Below are 20,217 nucleotides of genomic sequence, written 5' to 3'. Positions count from 1 at the left end.
TGTACAGGGGGAAGGAGCGGGATCAGGTTATGAAATCGCCGGGAGCCAGGTCGCTGAATTTCTTTTTGCCACCGAGGAAATACTGGAAAATAATGCTTTTCCTGTAAATACCCTTACGGTTGCGGTTGGTAGCCAAAGGTTGTACGGCCTTTCGCTTTTTATACCATTTGCCGAAGGCCAGGAAGAAACTCCAGTGCGCCCTTACAATGGCCCAGATATTGCGGAACTGCCCGGAGGCCAGGAATTGCAGGGCGGCCAGCCCATCGAGCAACAGGCGCAGCGGCATCAGCCAAACCAGTTTACCCGCCTGCTCGTTCTTCAACAGGAGCACAAGACTGTTCCGGAAATTATAGAATGTTTTTTGCGGGCTGCCATAAGTGATGACACTGCCACCAACGTGGAATACCGTACTGTCCGGCACATAACCGATGGTATACCCGGCGTTTTTCATACGCCAGCATACGTCGATCTCTTCCATATGGGCAAACAGGTCGGGGTCGAGGCCGCCCAGGCGATGGTATACCTCTGCCCTTACTACGAAACAACCACCCGAGGCCCAGAACAATTCGGCAGGTTGGTCGTATTGTCCCTGGTCCTGTTCGAGCGTGGAGAAAATACGGCCGCGGCAAAACAGGTAGCCCCACTTGTCCATGAAGCCACCGGCTGCGCCGGCATATTCGAAATAGGCTTTATCGCGGTAGTAGCGGATCTTGGGTTGGCAAGCCGACATGACTGGATTGGCTTCCATAGCCTTGTAGATAGGCGGAAACCAGCCCTCGGTTACTTCGAAATCGGAGCTGAGCAGGACATAATATTTGGCGCTGATCTGTTTCAGCGCCTCGGCATATCCCCAGGCAAAACCATGATTTTCGGTAAGCCGTATAAGGTGCACCCCGGGGTAATTCCGGGATACATATTTGTAAGTATCGTCAGGGGAAGCGTGGTCGACCACGTAGACTTCGTAGCCGGCGGCAGCCTGGGCTACGATCTCCGGCAAGAATAACTCATGCCATTTCCTGCTGTTATAACTGAGTATAACGACTGCAGTATCCTGTTGGCAGACCATCATTGGCGGAAGCGGTACGGCTTATTTATATTTAGGACCGGTGATCAGGGAACTTTCGTTTACCGGAACATCTTCGGCGCCTTTGTAGGAGTGCTGATACAGGTTAAAACAACCGGCCCAGGCAAAGATGAAAATGCCGAAAAAGCCCAGTAAAAAGAAAAACCTGGAGGTAGAAGGTTTGGAAGTTTTAATGTCCAGTTCGTTCTCTGTAAGTTGGTGGTGTTGATTTTCCATGGAAAAAAGCATCATTTCAAGAAGGCACAAAAGTAATTCAATTTCAGAAAAAACAGGTATATTTTTTTTAGGGATATCGGATACGTAACAGCCCGGGCGGCGCGTTTAATTTAGTACATATAATTTAGGGAACAAATAAAACGGCATTTATTTATTTTGTCTTATCTTTGCACACTTTTTTACTCACAAAATTCAATCCCCATATCCTGTAAGATATGAAATTATCCCAATTTAAGTTTGACCTCCCTATTAACCTGATTGCCCAGCATCCTTCCAAACAACGTGACGAGAGCCGCCTGATGGTCGTACACCGCGACACCGGTAAAATCGAACACAAAGTGTTTAAGGACATCATGAGCTATTTCGATGACAAGGATGTGATGGTCGTGAATAACACAAAAGTATTTCCTGCACGCCTGTATGGCCGCAAGGAAAAAACCGGCGCCCGTATCGAAGTGTTCCTGCTGCGCGAACTGAGCAGGCAGAACAGGCTCTGGGACGTGATCGTAGATCCTGCCCGTAAGATAAGGGTAGGTAACAAGTTGTACTTTGGCGATAATGACGAGCTGGTAGCGGAAGTAATCGACAACACCACCTCCCGCGGCCGTACGATCCGTTTCCTCTTCGATGGCACGGAAACAGAATTTAAAGCCGTACTGGACAGCATGGGCGAAACGCCACTGCCCAAATACATTAAACGCAAACCCGACGAAGAGGATAAAGAAAGGTACCAGACCGTATACGCCAAGTATGAAGGTGCGGTAGCTGCTCCTACAGCCGGTATGCACTTCAGCCGCGAGCTGATCAAACGCATGGAGATCAAAGGCGTTAAGTTTGCCGAGGTAACCCTGCACACCGGCCTGGGTACCTTCCGCCCTATCGAGGTAGAAGACCTGAGCAAGCATAAAATGGATGCGGAGTTCTTCGAAGTAGGCGAGTATGCCTGCGATATCGTGAATAAAGGTATCGAGGAAAAAAGGCGTATCTGCTCGGTAGGTACCACTACCATCCGCGCCCTGGAAAGCTCTGTTACCGCACGTGGCCTGCTGAAACCCAAAGACGGCTGGACCAACCTGTTTATCCACCCGCCCCATAACTTTTCGATTGCCAATTCGCTGGTAACGAATTTCCACTTGCCTAAGACCAGCCTGCTGATCATGGTAGCGGCCTTTGCCGGTTACGATCTTACGATGGAAGCTTACCAGGTAGCGATTAAAGAGAAATACAATTTCTTCAGCTATGGCGATGCCATGCTGGTGATCTAAATAAATTACGGAATCCCCTTCAACGAAAGAGAGCAGCTTGTAAAGCTGCTCTCTTCTTTTTTATAACCCTTTTTTTAGCATAATGATGGACAACATAAACCGGATCAGGCAGAATTTCTGGGGGGGATTAAAAATCGAACCTGCAGATCTGTTCCTCTATTATTTATTCAAGGTAAATTAATAGGGAGCACTTAAGCTATCCAGGATAGATAAATATACTGCAATACCAGGCCCTGGCGGCGAATAGGATCCCGCGAATTTCATTTTTTCTCGCAGCGATACGGCGACGCAGCGAACGGGTGCATATTGGTCGTAACATCTGGCCACCAATCGCGTAGGCATGCTTTGCTCAACACCCGTTACATACACTGCCGGGACGTCAAACCAGGAAACAACCAAACATATCGACCTTTAGAAAAAGGGCGTTAATAAACCGCGTAGCGCTCATGAGCACCAATAGGAAAATAAAAAACACAGCGAATAAATGCTGCAGGACGCCGTATAGAAAGAAATACAGTTCCCACAGTCTGGCCCTGTACTTTAGTTCATTCGTCATTCCTGTGTCCAATTTTTACTACTGCCCGGGCTTATTTCTTTTAGGCTTACAAGGCATTTTTAGCACTTTTTCTACAGTCTTGATTTTTGCTTCTTTGTATCAAGACAAAGAAGAATAAAAAAACAGGGTAAGTATACCGGAGTCCCCCAACTTTTTCGCTTGATCCCATAAACCGGTGTATTATTCCCATTTAAACACCCGCGATGCCGCGAAGTAACCGATAACACCCCAAAGCAGCAGGATACCGATATCCATTTTTACATCCCAGAGCGAAGCCCCGTCGAAGGCCACCTGGCGCAAGGCATCATTGAGATAGGTAAGCGGCAAAGCCCTGGAAACCGGCTGCATCCATGCGGGGAAGGCATCGATGGAGAAAAAGGTGCCGGCAAGCAGGAACTGCGGCAAGGTGATGAGGTTAGACAAAGGCGGGATAGTAGCCTCGCTGCGGGCAATACCGCTGATGATAAAACCGAAACTCATAAACACCAGCAGGCCCAGCGCACAGATGAGCAGCATATTGATAACGGTAACTACCTCGTGCACCAGGGTAAAGCCCAGGAAAAAACGGCCGACGAGGATAATCAAAGCCGCGCCCAGCAATTGGAAGATCATACGGGCGCAGCCCTCGGCCAGGATAATGAATTCGCGGCGTACCGGTGTGGCAAAAAAGCGCTTCAGCACCAGCGACTGGCGCAGGTTAAAAAACACGAAGGCGGTACCGAACACGCTCGAGGCCAGCAGGGAAAAGCCCAATTGCCCGGGCAGGATAAAGTCTATGGTATTGAACTTACGGCTTTGTATCGTGGTTTTTTCGACAGCGATCAGCTCGCTGATACGCCGCGCGGCATCGGCATCCTGGCTCAGTGCGACCCTTTCCAGCACAGCTGCCAGTTGGGCTGCCTTATCGGCATCGGCAGTCATGGTGCGGATACCGATCCGGTAAGCCGGCGTGCCCCCGGTTTTACGGATATCGAGCACGGCATTGACCTCTCCTTTCGACAAGCGTTGCTCCAGGGTCTTGCCGGGCGCCTGCGGCTGTATTTTTACGAGGTCGATATGTTGCAGGGCGGCATAGAGCGCGTTGGCCGTGTCGGCGCCGGGCGCCAGGGTTACCTTAACGGCCTTGGCGCCGCCACCACCCAGGAAGCCGAATACAAGGATAAAAATAAGCGGGAACGCGATGGTAAAAACAACGGAAGACGGACTCTTGGCGATAGACCGGAAGGCCGCTTTGGTGATCGCGCCAAAGGCTTTAAACTGACTGTAGGACTGGGGCATATGCTGTATTGAAGGACAAAGGTAATATCTCACCGGCAAGTAAATAGAAAAAGGCCGGTTTATGGCCGGCCTTTTTACAAAATTATGATAGAGCACTCAGGGCAAAAGATAATTGACCCCTACCCTGAAACTCTGTATCCCGATCGAATGATCGGCAAAACTTGCGACCGTGGAGGTAATCACATGATATTGCACATAGATATCGATATGCCGCCGCAGGATAAGCCCGGCCCTTACGGGTATACCCAGCCAGGCAGGTTCCATTTTCACTGATTCCTTGTAGTTATAACTTCCGCCCGGTCCGCCAAGGTTATATTTCTGTTCGTATACATTATTACTGTATATCGCGTAGTTAAAGCTAAGACCCGCTCCCAGGTTTAATTTCAGCTGTTCTTTATTATACAGGTTATAAATAAACATGGGGCTGAGCGCAATGTTGTACTGGTCGAAACGGTGCTTTATATAACCATTGCCATCGATACCCATCGGCTTGGAGATGTCGGCCTGTGCCATCGACAGCGACAGGTCGAGGCGTACCAGCACTTTTTTGACATAAGGATTGGCCAGGAAATCGACACCTGCCGATACCCCGGGCAGGCAGGACAACCGGCTCGAAGCATTGTTCGCCAATTCGTGCGTACCGCTATAGCTGGCCCGGCTTCCCGTAAGCGCCAGCCCGGCATAATACTCCCATTTTGATTTTGCCCGCGAAGCCCGTACGGGCTTTTCATTGCCGTTGATAAAAGCAATGACCCTGCCCAGGCTTTTCTCTGAATATTCGGTGGTATACAGCATTTCAGACAATGTCGCGGTATTCAGTCCTCTTATTTTACCGGCTATCGTCATCAGTTGCTCGCGGTAGTGGTAGTCGGTAACCAGTTTGCGGGCCCCGGAAGCCCCGTCTGTATAATATCGCCGGTATGCCAACTCGGTGTATACCGGGCTTTCCTTTTCCCGCATATAATAACGGGTCTTTAGCCTGTCCTGGTAGCCGTAAAGCCGCAGCCTGCGACCGGTATATTCCAGGCGCAGCCAGAGGGTATCCTGTACGGTACTGCGGTCTGCCCCCAGCGACAGTTCTTCCAGCGGTTCCGTTTTATCCATGCTTTTGCTGACCACGGCTCTTTCAAAGTAGTCTTTGTCTTTGATCGTAAATGCAGCCACCTCTTTTACCGTATACACCCTGGGATTGCGCCCTTCGGGATTATCTGCAAATTTGAAGGACACGGGGTTCTGATCCCATTCTTTATAGTCGATCCAGCCCCGGAGGGTATCGCTACCGGTAGTGACCACGGTACTTGGCTGGTAATTGCTTTGCGCATGCGCAGCCCCCGCCGCCAGGCAGCAAAGGAGGTACATAATTTTTTTCATAGGATATAGTAAGCGGCAGCGAAAGTAACTATAATTTATAAACAAAAGGAACCACATCGATGTGGTTCCTTTTGTACTTGTATACTGGAATAGGATGCTGTCTTAATTCTGGGCAAACCAAACCGGGGTGGTCAGGGTTGGCACGGGGGCGTTAGGATTGGAAACCCTTTCGGCCTGAGGTGTTGGGAAGCGGGTAGGAATAACGGGCAGACGGCCGTTAGGATTTACCACCAATTTGGGGAAACCGGTCTTGCGATAGTCGTTATAAGGTTCCACACTTCCGAACATGGCGATCCATTTTTCGTAGATCACGCGACTCAGGTCCACATTGGCTGCGGTATAGATGGCGATGTCGGCGCCATCGTATGCGCCATTGGTAACGGTAGAGCAAGACTCTTTAATCGCGGCGTTCAATGCGGCGGCGGCACCTGGGGCATCTCCCTGGCGTGCTTTCACTTCTGCTTCGATAAATTTGGCTTCGGTAAAGGAGATCAGCCTTACGCCGGTAGTATTACCACCTGCAAGATAAGGGCCCCAATCGGAAGCTTCGGACGAAGGCGTGGCAATAGGACTGCCGATTACCTGGCCTGTAGTATCGAAGGTGTTGAAGTAGGCGGTTAACCTTTTATCGGTTGGGCGCAGCTTGATCGAATCTACGAAGGGTTGGCTGGCCAGCGCATAGTTAGCCCTGCCCTGCTGGAAATCGTACCACTGGTTGCGCTCAGTCGCTGCATCGCCGTGTTTGGTGATAAAGTCATCACCGGAGCTCTGCATACCTTTTTGCAGGCTGGCCAGGATATCGGAGGGGCTATAGGATGCTTTGTTGCTTAACCGGTTCAGGTAACGCGCTTTCAGCGCATAGGCCGTTTTCGTCCAAAGGGTAACATCGCCGCCAAAGGTAATATCGTCGGCGCCTGGCAACAACTCATTGGCACTCGCATTCATGCTCAACTTGGTAATGGCATCGTCCAGCAAGGCGATGATGCCTTTGAACACCTGCTCCTGCCCGTCGTATTTTGCCGTATAGTTGTCTTGTCCCTGTAAGGCTTCGGAGAAAGGTATGTCGCCCCAAAGATCGGATACGATACCCCAGTTCATGGCAGCCAATACATCGGCTATGCCGGAATAATAAGGGTTTGCCGCTCCGAACTGGTCCTGCAGTTGTTTGCAGGAAAACAAGGCCTGGTAGTTCTGGCCCCATTGGTTGTCGAATTCATTTTCGGCAAGCAGGTAGTTATTGATCGGCAGCATCTGCCCGTCTACTCCGGCATTCTGCTGAACGAGTACCGAGGCGTTTTTTACCAGCATGCCTTCGTAAGAGTTGTAGGTAGAGACTTCGATAGCCGTCAGCAACAGTGCAGGCGTAACCTTTGACGGATTATTAGGACTGATAAAAAAATCGTCTCCCCGCTTACAGCCTGTCATGACCCCCATAGACAGGGTAGCCATCGCTATGATAAGTAGTTTTATATTAGATTTCATACAAGAATATTTTTAGAGACCGAATTTAAGATTGAAGATGTAAGATTTGGAACCGGGGTTATTGAAGTAATCCCAGCCACCAATATTGGAACCGGAGCCGGTAAGGCTGGTTTCAGGATCTACACCTTTGTAATTGGTGTGCAGGAACAGGTTCCTTCCGGTAAAGCCCACTTCCACATACTGGAACGGGTTGGAAGATTTTCCTGTTTTCTGGAACGTATACCGGTAGCTTAAGCCGATAGAACGCAGCCTGATCCAGCCACCATCCTGGATGGAGTTTTCAGCTGCGCCACCCGCGTCGCCCTGAACATACTGGAAATAATCCTTAGCCGGGATCGCGGTGGTATTGGGCGTACCATCTTCATGCACACCGGCAACTACGTAGTCATGCTCCCTGTCTGCAGATTCGTCGGTACGGCCCACGTTGTTCAACCTGGCCCAGGTACCGTTCCAAACCTTACCGCCATGGCGGATATCCCAAAGCATAGACAGGGTCAGCCCTTTCCAGGAGAAATTGCCATTCAGGCCCATCAGCCAATCGGGATTCGGATTACCCAGGTTGCCGCTTTTCTGGGCAACGATCGGGTAACCGTCCTGGTCGATAATCAACTGACCGGATGCATTGCGCTCCCATACGGTTCCGTAAAATGCGCCATAAGGCTGGCCCACGATGGCATAAGATCCCATTGCGGTAAAGCCCGATTCGAGCGACAGTTCGGTAACGCCGGGCGCCAGCTCCAGTACTTTGGATACGTTCTTGGCCCAGTTACCACCTACGCTGATATTCCAGTCTTTGTTTTTGAATATCTCAAAATTTAAGGCCAGTTCCACACCCTGGTTCTGCATTTTACCTGCATTTACGTATTCAGATACATAACCGGAGCTCGGTGCAACCGGGCGGAAAAGCAACAGGCTGTTACTGGTTTGATGATAGTAGGTCGCTTCAAAGCTGATCTTGTTTCTCCAGAACCTGAATTCCAGGCCGATCTCTTTACCCGTAACGGTTTCAGGCTTCAGCCCACCGGGGTGGTTTACGTTAAGCGGCATATAACCGCCCTGGCCAAGATAAGGGAATCCGTTACCATTGGTAGAACCATCGGTAAGGAACGGCCGGGCATAATAGTTCATGTCTACATACTGGATCGGCGGGATACCGGCTTTGGATATCGCCAGCCTCAACTTACCATAAGAGAGGATATCGTTCTGCGGGATATGCTCCGAGAAGATCCACGACACGTTAGCCGTAGGATAGAAGAAGGAAGGACCTCCTTTACCAAATGCTGTATTCCATTCGTTTCTTCCGGTAAGGTTCAGGTACAGGAAAGAGCGGTAGCCAAAGTTAAGCTCCCCGTAAATGGCCTGCGAACGCTGATAAGCGTCGGCATTACTGGCATATAGATCGGCAGCGTTGTCCAGGTTATAAAAGTTAGGTACATACAGGTTGGTACCCCTGATAAAGCTGGTACGGCTTTCGGTATACCAATAGTTGTAACCGGCCATAGCGCCGAAATCGAAGTCGCCGAATTTCTTATTATAGCGCAGGATAAGGTCGGAATAGACCTGCAGGTAATTGGTCGAAGATTTATTGACCTGGCCCAAGCCGTTGGTATTGTTACCCTTAGAGTTGATATCGAAGATCTGGACATCCTGTTTGCCATAGGCATCCACACCGATCTTATAAGTCAGCACCAGCTCCTTAAGAATATTGGCGGTAAAGTAGGTATTACCGTATACCCTGTCGATATAACTGTTGTAAGGGTTGCGGTATACGGAAAACAGCGGGTTATCGTAGGCGTTAATATAATTCTCGCCGGTATTGGTAATGGGGTCGAAGTAGTTTTTCGTTACATCATAGGAGACCGGCATACGGAACAGCGACAGCATCGGCCCGGATACGTTACTACCATTCTGCACCATGCGGGTTTCGGTATGGACATAGTTGGCGGTAGCGCCCATAGTCAACCAGCTCGACAGTTTGGCTTCGCCGTTCGCCGTCAGGTTGGTACGGTTCAGCTTGGAGTTGGGAATAATACCCTTGGTGTTATAGTTACCGATACTTACGCGGAAGATCGCATTATCATTACCACCATTCAGCGACAGGGAGTTGTTGTAACCCACGCCGGTCTGGAAAAAGTTAGCAAAGTTATCGTAAGCGGTCATTGCATTCGGGTCGGTACCGATCTTAGGCCCCCAGCTCAGGGGCGTAGTGCCGGTAATAAACTTGCCGTTGTTACCCTGCGCATAGATGCTCTGGGTTTTAGGCAGCTTGCTTACTTTGTTGATCTCTAAAGAAGAATTAAAGGTAATACCGAGGGTCTTGCCCTGGCCATATTTCCCTTTTTTGGTCGTAATAACGATAGCGCCGTTACCACCGTTGGCGCCGTACAGGGCAGCGGCGGCAGGTCCTTTCAGTACAGACACCGATTCGATATCGTCGGGGTTGATGTCGAGGGCCCTGTTGGATTCGTTAACACCCTGCAGGTTCTGGTTAAAGGGATTATCGGCCGGCGACGACTGGTTGGAAACATTGGTAGAACCGTTATCGATGGGAATTCCGTCCACAATGATCAGGGGAGCATTGTTACCCGTAAAGGTAGAGTTGCCCCTGAGCAATATTTTGGTAGAAGCGCCGGGCGTACCTGCGCTGGACACCACCTGTACACCGGGGGCTTTTGCAGCCAGCGACTGGATGGCATTACGCTCCCCGGACCTTTCGATCTGGTCGGCTCCTACTTCGCTCACGGAATAACCGAGTGCTTTTTTCTCTTTTTTGATACCCAATGCGGTCACTACCGTTTCGCCGAGCAATTGGGCTGAAGCGTTTAATTTAACATTGATCGCGTTATCGCCATCGCCCGCTGCAACTTCCTGCGCAGCAAAGCCAACTGCTTTAATCACAAGCGTATTATCATCATCCGGGACATCGAGCGAGAAGTTGCCGTCCGCATCGGTTATGGTCCCGGTTTTGGAACCCTTAACCTGTACGCTGGCCCCGGGAACACCTTCGCCCTTATCATCCAATACCTGTCCTCTAACCGGCCTGGTCTGGCCCATGGCTACATGCAGCCCCAGCGATAGCAGGGCCGCACACGTAAGTAATAGTTTTTTCATGCATTGAATATATTTAGTTTACCAAATATAGAAAACGCTTTATTATTTTCTACAAAAACTATTCAAATAATTGATCGCAAGTACGAATAATAATTATTACAAATCCATAAAATGCACATTAAAACAGAAAATCAACATTTTATACGTGCACAAAGGCCCATAAACAGTTATAATTTTAACTTATAATAAAGTTAATGAAAATCTATCGTTAACAATTATCAGCAAAATCTATAGATTTTACACGGATAACTGCTATTCCGCCCCGCGGAACACAACCGGAGATAACATTTTTTTATCAAAACTAAACACATGAACATTATGACAATGCATAATTTAAATTACATAAATTTATCTGCATAGAAAATAAATACTGTGCTAATTGACAATAGCATATGTTTTATTTAGCATAATATTTAAAATCAATTCGTTCTTATTAACAGTTACATTTATCGGTAGTCGGGGCTGGTTGCGCACCGGAAAAAATAGCTGACCTATCAACCATATAGGCCTCAGCCGCATAAAAAACAAAAAAAGCGACCTGTGCACGAGGCACAGATCGCTTTCCCGGTTGGTGATAAAGTATAAAAGGGCTGGGAGTTACCGCTTAGGGATTCTGATCGGCAGCCGTAAAGGCCTTGTTGGCGTCCATTTCAGATTGCGGTATCTTAAATAACAATGAAGGCGAATTGGCATCGAGCTTCAAAACCCCACCCGTGGCGGCCGGTTCATGGTTACCGGGGCCGGTGGGCCGGTTCAGACCGGTTTTGAGGCGATGGATGTCGGTAAAGCTGAAACCTTCGCCCCAGAGCTCTATACGGCGCTGCAGGTAGATTTCATCCAGCAGGGCCTGGCCACCGGCGGGCGCCGTATAGGCCGGGAACCGGGACTTAACCAGCTCTTCGAGCGTCGCCACAGCATTACCCGACGCACCATGCGCCTGTGCTTCGGCTTCTATCAGGTACATCTCTCCAGCACGCATGTACAGCAGGTTCGAGAACCAGGAAGAGGTCGATTCCAACCGGAACTTCAACTGGGTGTATTCCGGGATCTCGTTGGCCGTTGCCGTCTCCTCGTCTGCGAAAAGCGTTTTACGCACGTCGCCGTCCGGTATCTTATCGTAGAGCTCCTTGGTGATACACCGGAATGCACCGGCACCGGCATAACCGGCAGCGGTAATATCCATATGCGAGAAAAACGAGCTGATATTCATGCCGTTGGATTGCTCCTCCGATATATTCGAGTTCCACATCCATTCGTTGTTGGTTAGCTTAAAGCCCGCGCCATATTCCGATGCACTCATCAGTTTATAGCCGGTCCGCGCTTCGCGGGCCATGGTTGCTGCTTTCTCCCAATCGTTCATAACCAGGGCTACCCTGGCGTAAACGCCTTTGGCCACAGAACCGTCGAGCTGCGACTTATCGCCGCGCAACCCGCCCCCGGGCAGCAGCAGCAGGGCAGCATCCAGGTCGCTCGTAATCTGGGTGTATACTTCCTGCACCGTAGAACGCTTGTTGGATGGCGTGGTGGAGGTGGTGGCCACCGTACTGATGGGCAGGCCGGGAGCGCTTTCATGCCCCTTATAAGTAAACTGGTAAAACTGGATCAGCCCGAAGTAGGCCCAGGCACGGTATACATAGGCCTGCCCCTTAATATCATCCTTATCGGCCTGGGCGCCCTGGGCGCCGTCTATATGGGCCAGGATATTATTGGCATTGTTGATGATCTTGTAATAGAAATTCCAGACCAGGATCGGCTCGCCTGCGGTAGGGTTACGGCTGTTCTGGTATTTATAGAGCCAGCGGTACCAGTTATAACCGATATCCAGGTTCACCATATCGTTGCCCATCACATCCGATATGATATCGATGGTCTTTTCTCCAAAGTCGTAGTGGTTGTCCGTATTGGCGAATACACAGGGCACGGTATTCATAAAGCGATGCATCCCGTTCAAGGCCACCCGGGCATTTTGCGTCGTTTCAAAAATGACGTCGGGCGCTATTTTGTCGGTAGGATTGGTATCGAGGTATTTTTTCTGGCAGCCCACCGTAAGAGCGGATAAGGCGAGGCATACCACAGCTATTTTCTTATTAAACATAATAATTGATTTTAGGGTTACAACTTAACGTTTACACCGAACACAAGGGTCCGTACCGGGGAATAGGAATAGGCGGCATTGCCATCGAATGCACCTTGCGGATCCATACCCTTACGCTTGGAAAACAGCCACAGGTTATCACAGGAAACATAGGCCCTCAGCGATTTGAAACCGGCGCGGGACATCAATTTCGAAGGCAGGGTGTAACCCAGGCTCACATTGCGGATATTGAGGTAGCTGGCGCTGGTCAGGAAACGCGTGCTGGCTGCATTCAGGTTCACGTTGCCGCGCTCCAACCGGGGCACATCGGTAACGTCGCCGGGTTGCTGCCAGCGCTTTTCTATATCCTTACTCCAGGTTTGCCCGAAGTCGGAAGACATGAGGCTTGCATAGGTACCATCATAAAACTTACCGCCCAATCCGAATGACAACAGGAAGGAAAAGTCGAAGCCTTTATAATTCAGGCTGCTGTTGATACCGCCATACAGATCCGGGATAGAGGAGCCGGCATATACACGCCCGCCGTTATTCCTGGCCACGATGGCATCGTTGGTGGTTTCTCTTTTGCCGTTGGCCGGGTTATCGTAATAATACAGGGCATCGCCATTGCCGGGATCTACGCCGGCATAGTCGAGCAGGAAGAAGTCGTAAATCGATTTACCGACCATCAACTGTTTGTTGCCCACGATGATCTTGTCCTGGTCAGGGGGCAGCTTTGTAATTTCGTTGGTAAAATGAGAAACGTTCAGGCCTACATTCCAGGTCAGGTTCCGCTGTCTTACCACATCGGCGTTTAGTTGCACCTCTATGCCTTTGTTGACCATGCTGCCTATATTCTGCCAGCGGTAAGTAACTCCCGAAGAGGCCGGCATCGGCACCTGGAACAACAGGTTGCTGGAGCCTTTGGTAAAGTACTCGATCGAACCGGTAATGCGGTTAAACAAACCGAACTCGATACCGGTATTGAAGTTCTTGCTGGTTTCCCAACGCAGGGCCTTGTTTTCGAGCGAGGCCACTACGCCACCCGGGATCTGCCCGTTGGCGTAGGTTACATCGTAAAACGACTGCCAGGCGTAATAGAAAGGCGACAGGCCGTCGCGATCGATAAGGGCGTCGTTACCCTGCTCACCATAACTTACTTTAAGCTTGAGATCATCCAGCCAGTTTTTGGAACCCGCCATAAAGCGTTCCTGGCTTATCCTCCAGGCGCCGCCTACCGACCAGAAATTACCCCAGCGCGCATCGCGGTAGAACCGGGAAGAACCGTCCCTTCTGAAACTGGCAGACAGGTAGTACTTGCTGTCGTAATCATAATTGGCTCTTGACAGGTAACTTTCTATACGCTGCAGGTTGGTTTCCGAGCCCGATCCATCGGCCGTTGTAGCAATAGACAGGTCCTGGATACCCGGCACCGGGAAGTTACTCCTGGATGCAAAAACCATTTTCTGCTGGAACTGGTAGTTTTCGTGCCCGGCCATGATTTCGACGTGGTGTTTGTCGAAAGCGTGCTGCCAGGTCAGTATCTGGTTGAAGGTATAAGAATAGATATTATTGGTCGATTTGCTGCCCGCGCCTTTGTTCAAAAACTGCCCGTGCAGCATATTCCGGTACGAATTGCTGTTGCTATTGTAATAGCTGCCGGAGAGACTGGTCCTGAACGTAAAATCTTTAAGGAACGTGGCTTCCAGGTAGCTGTTGGCCGTTACATTCGTCATTTTACGGGAATCGTCGTCCATGGCCATGGAGCCCAGTATATTAGAACCCGGGCCAAAAGGACGGGTACCCATACTGAAGTCGGGATCTTTTTTAGCATCGCTCCAATCGAGCTTGTTCTCGCCGGTAGCAGGATCTATGGCCATCCGGTTAAGGCTATCCCGCCAGTAGACCGGGTAGATGGGGGCGATCATCCTGGAGGTATAAAAGGGGTTGCCGCCGGGTGCGGTAGATCCGTCTTCGGTATTGCTGAAGTAACGCTGGTTGCTCAGGGCGCCCGACATATTCAGGCCGGCTTTCAGCCAGTCGGTCACCTGCGAATTCACGTTCATCCTTGCCTGCAGCCTGTCGTAGTTGGAATACTTGATAAAACCCTGCTCTTTCAGGTAACCGGCAGAAAAGAAGTAGTCGGTCTTGTCGCTTCCGCCGGACACATTGAGGTTATAGTCCTGGCGCACGCCGGTACGCATCAGTTCCTTCTGCCAGTCGTCGTGGTATTTCAGCGTAGCAGCCGGGTTCAGTTTACCCGTTACAGGGTCGATCAGTTGGTTATCGGGTACGTTGTAGGAGTTATATCCCCCCAGCGCCCTTACGATACCGGGCGATGTGGTAAGCCCCGAAGCTACCCTGCCGGCCTGCTCCTTGGTCATACCACCGGCCACCAGGCCATTGCGGTAATATTCCCAGGCGGTTTCATAGTATTGCTTTTCATCGGTTACCCGGTCATATTCAGGCAGGGCCCTGGTTACGATACCCACCCGGGCATCGACCGAGATCTGCGGTTTTTCTCCTTTCTTGCCTTTCTTGGTGGTAATCATCAATACGCCATTGGCGCCGCGTGCACCATACAACGAAGTGGCAGTGGCATCTTTCAACAGCGTAATGGACCCGATGTCCATGGGGTTGATCGAGGTAATATCGCCATCATAGGGAGCGCCGTCCAGCACGATAAGCGGGGAGCTGCTGGCATTGATCGAGCCAAAGCCCCGTATCCGCAACGCCGCGCCCGATCCGGGCTGGCCGCCGCCGTTGGTTACCTGCAGGCCGGGCACCGAGCCTTCCAGGGCCTTGGTTACATCGGTTACCGGCATTTTCTCGATCTGCTTGCTGGTAATCACCCCGGCCGAACCCGTATAGGACTCTTTCCTGGTGGTTCCGTAAGCTACGACCATAACGTCGTCGAGAGCCTGCGAGGAGGAGCTCATGGTCACGACCAGTTGTTTGTCGCCGTCGCCGGCCGACACTTCCTTGTCGCCGAATCCTACCGATTTGATCAGCAATACATTGCTTTCGTCGGGTACGTCAAGTATAAAATTTCCTTCCGCATCGGTAATGGTCCCTGTTTTGGTTCCTTTCACCTGGATGCTGGCACCGGGTACTCCTTCCCCCCTATCGTCTAAAACCTGGCCTTTAACGGGCCTGCTTTGCGCCATTACGTGATGCAAACCCAGCGATACGAGCGCTGCACACGTGAGTACGAGTTTCTTCATGTTGAATAATCTTTTGTTCGATCCAAATATAGAGGAACGACTATTCAACAAATACCTGACAAAGTGGGATATAAATGGCAGGCTGATCGTACCAGGCAGGCACAAAAAACCTACATGATCATGTAATCAAGTCTTTTTAAGTTAAAATTTAAGCTAATAAAATGGGAAATATTCTATTTTTTAACTTAATATTAACTATTTAAAATAACATTGATTAACATTAATTCACAAAAAAAGTGTATAGCAAATCTAGTACTTTTTATTCTTCGACGCGGGTCTGGTAAATATAGGATTTGGCATAACTGCCATCGAGTTTCATCAGCGAATCGTGGGTGCCTTGTTCCAGTATGCGGCCATCATCCAGTACCACGATCTTATCAAAATTCCAGGTCTTGAAAATACGGTGGGTAATCACGATGGCCGTCCTGTCGACCAGGTATTCATCCAGGTTATGCTGTATGGCATTTTCGGTACGCGTATCAACCGCCGAAAGGCTCTCGTCCATGATCAATACTGCCGGCGATTTGATCAGGGCACGGGCAATAGAGATCCGCTGTTTCTGGCCACCGGAAAGCATCACGCCCCGTTCGCCGGTAATGGTTTCGTAGCCTTCGGCCAACTGCCGGATATCATTATCGACTACCGCCATCCGTGCAGCATCCACGATCGCTGCTTCGTCCTTGTGCTCCTGCCCGAGCCCGATATTGTTGGCCACGGTATCGGAAAAGAGGAACACATCCTGGGGCACATAACTGATCTGGTCGCGCAGGCGCTGCAGGTTCAGCGACCGGATCGGCACGCCATCCACCAGGATCTCGCCGCTATCCACATCGTACATGCGCAATAACAGGTGGGCCAGGGTCGATTTGCCGGAGCCGGTTTTACCGATTACAGCAACACGGTCGCCGGGTTCGATTACCAGCGAGAAGTTGCTCAGCGCCTTGATGCCGGTATGCGGGTAGGTAAAGGAAACATCTTTAAACTCGATACGGCCGCTCAGTTTCAGGTCGCGGGCATCGGCCGCATTGGTAATATCGGGTTGGGTCTGCAGGAATTCGTTGATACGGCGTTGCGACACGGCGGCACGTTGTATCATATTGGCCGTCCAGCCTATGGCCGATATCGGGAACATCAGCAGGTTAATGTAGATCACGAATTCGGCGATGTTACCCGGCGTTACATGGCCCTGTATAGCCTGCCAGCCGCCGATCAGCACGGTGCTCAGCATACTCAGGCCTATGAACAGGTTCATGGCCGGAAAATAGATCGATTCGGTAAGCGACAGGTTGGTTGCGCTTTTGCGGTAGGTTTCGGAAACTTTCGAAAAATTACGGATCGCGTTCTGCTCCTGCACAAACGATTTGATCACCCGGATACCGGAATAGGATTCCTGGGCCTGCGAGGTCAGATCGGACAACTGGGCCTGGATATGTTCGCTTTTGCGGTTTACAATTTTATTGACGTAAAAAATAGACCAGGCCAGGAAAGGCAAGGGGATTACCACATACAGGGTGAGCGAAGGACTTACCCGCAACATGCCGTAAAAACTCATGATCACGAGCACCACCAGGTTGATGCCATACATGATGGCGGGGCCGGTATACATGCGCACCCGCGACACGTCTTCCGAGATGCGGCTCATCAGATCGCCCGTAGCATGGGTCTTGTAAAAAGCGGTACTTAGGCCCTGGTAGTGGCCGAATACTTCGTTCTTCTGGTCATATTCGATATGCCGCGACATTACGATAATGGTTTGCCGCATAAAGAACATAAAAATGCCACGCAACAAGGCAAAACCCAGCAGCAACAAGCCATTGAGCATAACCAGCTTCATCACTTCCGAACGCAGGAGCGTGCCGGCAGGCGTACCTGCAAGCTGGTGGTATTTGCTGATATTGTTGTACACCTGGTCGAGTACATTACGTACTACAACCGGCGGCAATACGGCAAAAACGTTGGAAATACTGACAAACAAAATGCCGGACAACAACCGCCATTTGTATTTTATAAAGTACTTATTGAGAACAGCTAATGATCGCACAGGCCAATATTGAAGATGGGCGGGCGCCCGGACGTGAATTTTCTTAAATCGAACACAAAGGTAAGGCAATGCCCTGTGCATTCTGTATCTTTGCGCCGATTAAAATTGTTATGAAACCTTTAGTAAAAATGATAGCCCCGGTGCTTTTGGGCTGCGTCCTCACCCTCGGTTCCTGTGGCAAAAAAGAGAAGGAACTGAGCCCCAAAGAAATAGAGGCGAAGGCAGACAGCATCGTAGCCCGCAAGGTAGGCCAGATGGAACAACAGGCCAGGGAAGACCTGGACAAACGCCTGCCGATCGAGATCAAACCTAAGGTAGACTCTATCCGCAAGATCCGCCCCGACTCCATACCCAGCCTCCCGGTACTGCAGGAAGAGGCCGATAGCAGCGACACACCGCCCGCCCCACTCAAAACCACGAAATAAATCATACGCAAACAGGGCCCCGGAAGCATTCCGGGGCCCTGTTCTATTTTGGCGGCAGGTGTTTAATAACCCCTGCCCACTTTATTTTCCATATAATTCATAAAGGCACGGTTCGCTACCTTGTTACCACCCGGTGTAGGGTAGTTACCGGTAAAGTACCAGTCGCCCTTATTGCCCGGACAAGCTTCGTGCAGGCCTTCGATAGACTGGTAAATGATCTCTACTTCCGCTTCCACATCTTCGGGGCGCAACATTTCGCCGATCTTTTTACTGATCTCTTCGGGCGTAAACGGTGCATAGATCTCTTTTACAAAGTTTTCTTCATGCAGTTTGTCCTGCTCGCGCGCAGCGCTGCAACGGTCATAAGCCTGCTGCATCACATCGGTCATGCCCCGGTCTTTCAGCAGTTCTACGGCTGCCTGGAATGCGATAAAGTCGCCCATGCGGCTCATATCGATGCCATAACAATCGGGATAGCGGATCTGCGGTGCAGAAGATACCACGATGATCTTTTTAGGATGCAGGCGGTCGAGCATTTTGATAATGCTCTGGCGCAGCGTGGTGCCCCTTACGATACTGTCGTCGATCACCACCAGGCTGTCCTGGTAAGGCTTTACAGTGCCGTAGGTAATATCGTATACGTGCTGTACCATTTCATCCCTGGCCGTATCGGCGGTAATGAAGGTGCGCAGTTTCACATCTTTAATAGCGATCTTCTCGATCCTTACCCTGCGGTGGATCAGTTCTTCGATTTCGGCATCGGTAAGTACCGCCCGGTTCTTGATTATCCGCTGGATCTTGATACTCTTCAGGTAATCCTCCAGGCCTTTGATCAGGCCGTAGAAAGCGATCTCAGCGGTATTGGGAATAAAGGAAACGATGGTATTTTTCAGGTCGTGATCCAGCGATTCCAGTACTTTGGGCGCCAGGTTGGTGCCCAGGCGGATACGTTCGCGGTAGATATCGGCATCGCTGCCCCGGCTGAAGTAGATCCGTTCGAAGCTACAAGCCGTTTTTTCGGCAGGTTCCAGGATCTGTTCTTCGCTGAAGGTACCGTCGGCCTTTACAATTACGGCACAACCGGGCTGCAGTTCTCTTACTTCTTCCTGTGGTACGTTAAAGCTGGTAATGATGGCGGGACGCTCGGAAGCGACTACGACGATCTCATCGTCCTTGTAGTAATAAGCCGGGCGGATGCCGTGCTTGTCCCGCATCACGAAGCTATCGCCGTTACCGATCAGGCCGCCGCATACATAACCGCCGTCGAAACGGGAAGTAGCTTTACGCAGTACTTCGGCGATATCGGGATTTTCGGGTGCTTTGGCTTCTTCTTCACAGAGAAAGTGATATACGGTCTCGATCATAGCGCCAAGATCGCTCTCGCGCATGGTCTCACCGGGTGTTTCGTGCAGCATTTCAAACAGCTCGTCCGTATTCACCAGGTTAAAGTTACCGGCCATCGTAAGGTTACGGGCAGGATTGATATCTGATTTTACGAAGGGATGGCAGAATTTTACACTGTTTTTACCCTGGGTACCGTAACGCAGGTGCCCCAGCATGGCCTCACCCATAAAACGCAGGTAGCCTTTCATAAGCCCGGGGTACTCCCGCAGGTTGGGATACATCCGTTCGATCTCTTTGACCTCATCCTGTACGGAGGCAAAAATTTCTTTGATCGCACCCGGACCTGCAATACGCAGGCGGTGCATAAACTGGTAGCCCGGCTCTACATTGAGCTTAAGGGTAGCAATACCCGCGCCATCCTGGCCCCGGTTGTGTTGCTTCTCCATCAGGAGATACAGTTTATTTAATGCGTAGAAGGCGGTACCGTACTTACGGTGATAGTAGGAAATCGGTTTGAGCAGGCGAATGTAGGCAAGCCCGCATTCGTGTTTTAGAGCGTCTGACATGTGGACGCAAAGTTACGCTGATTTTTAGAAATTCGGAAAATACGGCTTAACAAAATAGTAATAGGGATATAGAGAAAGGTATTACCTTTTGCCGTATAAAACCGGCATCCTGCTTTGCTGCAAAAAAAATGTTCCGGCGTATAAAACACCGGAACACTCCCTTTTCACACTTTCAATTTA

The 20,217-nt window shown here is 50.4% G+C and carries 12 protein-coding genes; 2 read left to right on the top strand and 10 right to left on the bottom strand.

The window, feature by feature from the left end; translation table 11 throughout:
• Positions 1 to 22: 22 nt before the first annotated feature.
• Positions 23 to 1,069, bottom strand: a complete 1,047-nt coding sequence (locus B0I18_RS06720) for a glycosyltransferase family 2 protein (RefSeq protein ID WP_219905912.1) — start codon at positions 1,067 to 1,069, stop codon at positions 23 to 25.
• 18 nt (positions 1,070 to 1,087) lie between these two features.
• Positions 1,088 to 1,300 (bottom strand): hypothetical protein, encoded by a 213-nt coding sequence (locus B0I18_RS06715; protein ID WP_146146674.1) that lies wholly within the window; start codon positions 1,298 to 1,300, stop codon positions 1,088 to 1,090.
• Between the two features lie 215 nt (positions 1,301 to 1,515).
• On the opposite strand from B0I18_RS06715, the gene queA reads away from it, so the two are divergent.
• Positions 1,516 to 2,565 carry a tRNA preQ1(34) S-adenosylmethionine ribosyltransferase-isomerase QueA gene (gene queA, locus B0I18_RS06710; RefSeq protein ID WP_106521861.1) on the top strand — a complete coding sequence of 350 codons (1,050 nt, stop codon included), beginning with the start codon at positions 1,516 to 1,518 and terminating at the stop codon, positions 2,563 to 2,565.
• Positions 2,566 to 3,301: 736 nt separating this feature from the next.
• On the opposite strand, the gene B0I18_RS06705 is transcribed toward queA, so the two are convergent.
• The 7 genes from B0I18_RS06705 to B0I18_RS06675 form a co-directional block, all read right to left on the bottom strand.
• Positions 3,302 to 4,399, bottom strand: coding sequence for an ABC transporter permease (locus tag B0I18_RS06705; RefSeq protein WP_106521860.1), 1,098 nt, complete (start codon positions 4,397 to 4,399; stop codon positions 3,302 to 3,304).
• A gap of 96 nt (positions 4,400 to 4,495) precedes the next feature.
• Positions 4,496 to 5,770 carry a hypothetical protein gene (locus tag B0I18_RS06700; protein ID WP_106521859.1) on the bottom strand — a complete coding sequence of 425 codons (1,275 nt, stop codon included), beginning with the start codon at positions 5,768 to 5,770 and terminating at the stop codon, positions 4,496 to 4,498.
• Between the two features lie 102 nt (positions 5,771 to 5,872).
• Positions 5,873 to 7,252, bottom strand: coding sequence for a SusD/RagB family nutrient-binding outer membrane lipoprotein (locus B0I18_RS06695; protein WP_106521858.1), 1,380 nt, complete (start codon positions 7,250 to 7,252; stop codon positions 5,873 to 5,875).
• 12 nt (positions 7,253 to 7,264) lie between these two features.
• Entirely contained in the window at positions 7,265 to 10,363 is a 3,099-nt protein-coding gene (locus B0I18_RS06690; RefSeq protein WP_106521857.1) for a SusC/RagA family TonB-linked outer membrane protein, read from the bottom strand.
• Positions 10,364 to 10,967: 604 nt separating this feature from the next.
• Positions 10,968 to 12,458, bottom strand: coding sequence for a RagB/SusD family nutrient uptake outer membrane protein (locus B0I18_RS06685; RefSeq protein ID WP_106521856.1), 1,491 nt, complete (start codon positions 12,456 to 12,458; stop codon positions 10,968 to 10,970).
• Positions 12,459 to 12,475: 17 nt separating this feature from the next.
• On the bottom strand, positions 12,476 to 15,661 hold the full coding sequence (locus B0I18_RS06680; protein ID WP_106521855.1) for a SusC/RagA family TonB-linked outer membrane protein: 3,186 nt from the start codon (positions 15,659 to 15,661) through the stop codon (positions 12,476 to 12,478).
• Between the two features lie 259 nt (positions 15,662 to 15,920).
• Entirely contained in the window at positions 15,921 to 17,648 is a 1,728-nt protein-coding gene (locus B0I18_RS06675; protein ID WP_245882059.1) for an ABC transporter ATP-binding protein, read from the bottom strand.
• A gap of 164 nt (positions 17,649 to 17,812) precedes the next feature.
• On the opposite strand from B0I18_RS06675, the gene B0I18_RS06670 reads away from it, so the two are divergent.
• Positions 17,813 to 18,127 (top strand): hypothetical protein, encoded by a 315-nt coding sequence (locus tag B0I18_RS06670; RefSeq protein WP_106521853.1) that lies wholly within the window; start codon positions 17,813 to 17,815, stop codon positions 18,125 to 18,127.
• 62 nt (positions 18,128 to 18,189) lie between these two features.
• Here the strand turns inward: B0I18_RS06670 and B0I18_RS06665 are convergent, their stop codons facing one another.
• Entirely contained in the window at positions 18,190 to 20,037 is a 1,848-nt protein-coding gene (locus B0I18_RS06665) for an amidophosphoribosyltransferase (protein ID WP_106521852.1), read from the bottom strand.
• Positions 20,038 to 20,217: the final 180 nt, after the last annotated feature.

The sequence above is a fragment of the Taibaiella chishuiensis genome, from assembly GCF_003014535.1.
Classification (GTDB): Bacteria; Bacteroidota; Bacteroidia; order Chitinophagales; family Chitinophagaceae; genus Taibaiella; species Taibaiella chishuiensis.
The sequence above is the reverse complement of the archived record's forward strand: the minus strand, read 5'-3'. Positions and strand labels throughout refer to the sequence as shown.

Excerpts from the sequence above, each read along its gene's own strand:
- B0I18_RS06720 (WP_219905912.1), bottom strand. The coding sequence starts at position 1,069 with ATGATGGTCTGCCAACAGGATACTGCAGTCGTTATACTCAGTTATAAC.
- B0I18_RS06715 (WP_146146674.1), bottom strand. The coding sequence starts at position 1,300 with ATGGAAAATCAACACCACCAACTTACAGAGAACGAACTGGACATTAAA.
- queA (WP_106521861.1), top strand. The coding sequence starts at position 1,516 with ATGAAATTATCCCAATTTAAGTTTGACCTCCCTATTAACCTGATTGCC.
- B0I18_RS06705 (WP_106521860.1), bottom strand. The coding sequence starts at position 4,399 with ATGCCCCAGTCCTACAGTCAGTTTAAAGCCTTTGGCGCGATCACCAAA.
- B0I18_RS06700 (WP_106521859.1), bottom strand. The coding sequence starts at position 5,770 with ATGAAAAAAATTATGTACCTCCTTTGCTGCCTGGCGGCGGGGGCTGCG.
- B0I18_RS06695 (WP_106521858.1), bottom strand. The coding sequence starts at position 7,252 with ATGAAATCTAATATAAAACTACTTATCATAGCGATGGCTACCCTGTCT.
- B0I18_RS06690 (WP_106521857.1), bottom strand. The coding sequence starts at position 10,363 with ATGAAAAAACTATTACTTACGTGTGCGGCCCTGCTATCGCTGGGGCTG.
- B0I18_RS06685 (WP_106521856.1), bottom strand. The coding sequence starts at position 12,458 with ATGTTTAATAAGAAAATAGCTGTGGTATGCCTCGCCTTATCCGCTCTT.
- B0I18_RS06680 (WP_106521855.1), bottom strand. The coding sequence starts at position 15,661 with ATGAAGAAACTCGTACTCACGTGTGCAGCGCTCGTATCGCTGGGTTTG.
- B0I18_RS06670 (WP_106521853.1), top strand. The coding sequence starts at position 17,813 with ATGAAACCTTTAGTAAAAATGATAGCCCCGGTGCTTTTGGGCTGCGTC.
- B0I18_RS06665 (WP_106521852.1), bottom strand. The coding sequence starts at position 20,037 with ATGTCAGACGCTCTAAAACACGAATGCGGGCTTGCCTACATTCGCCTG.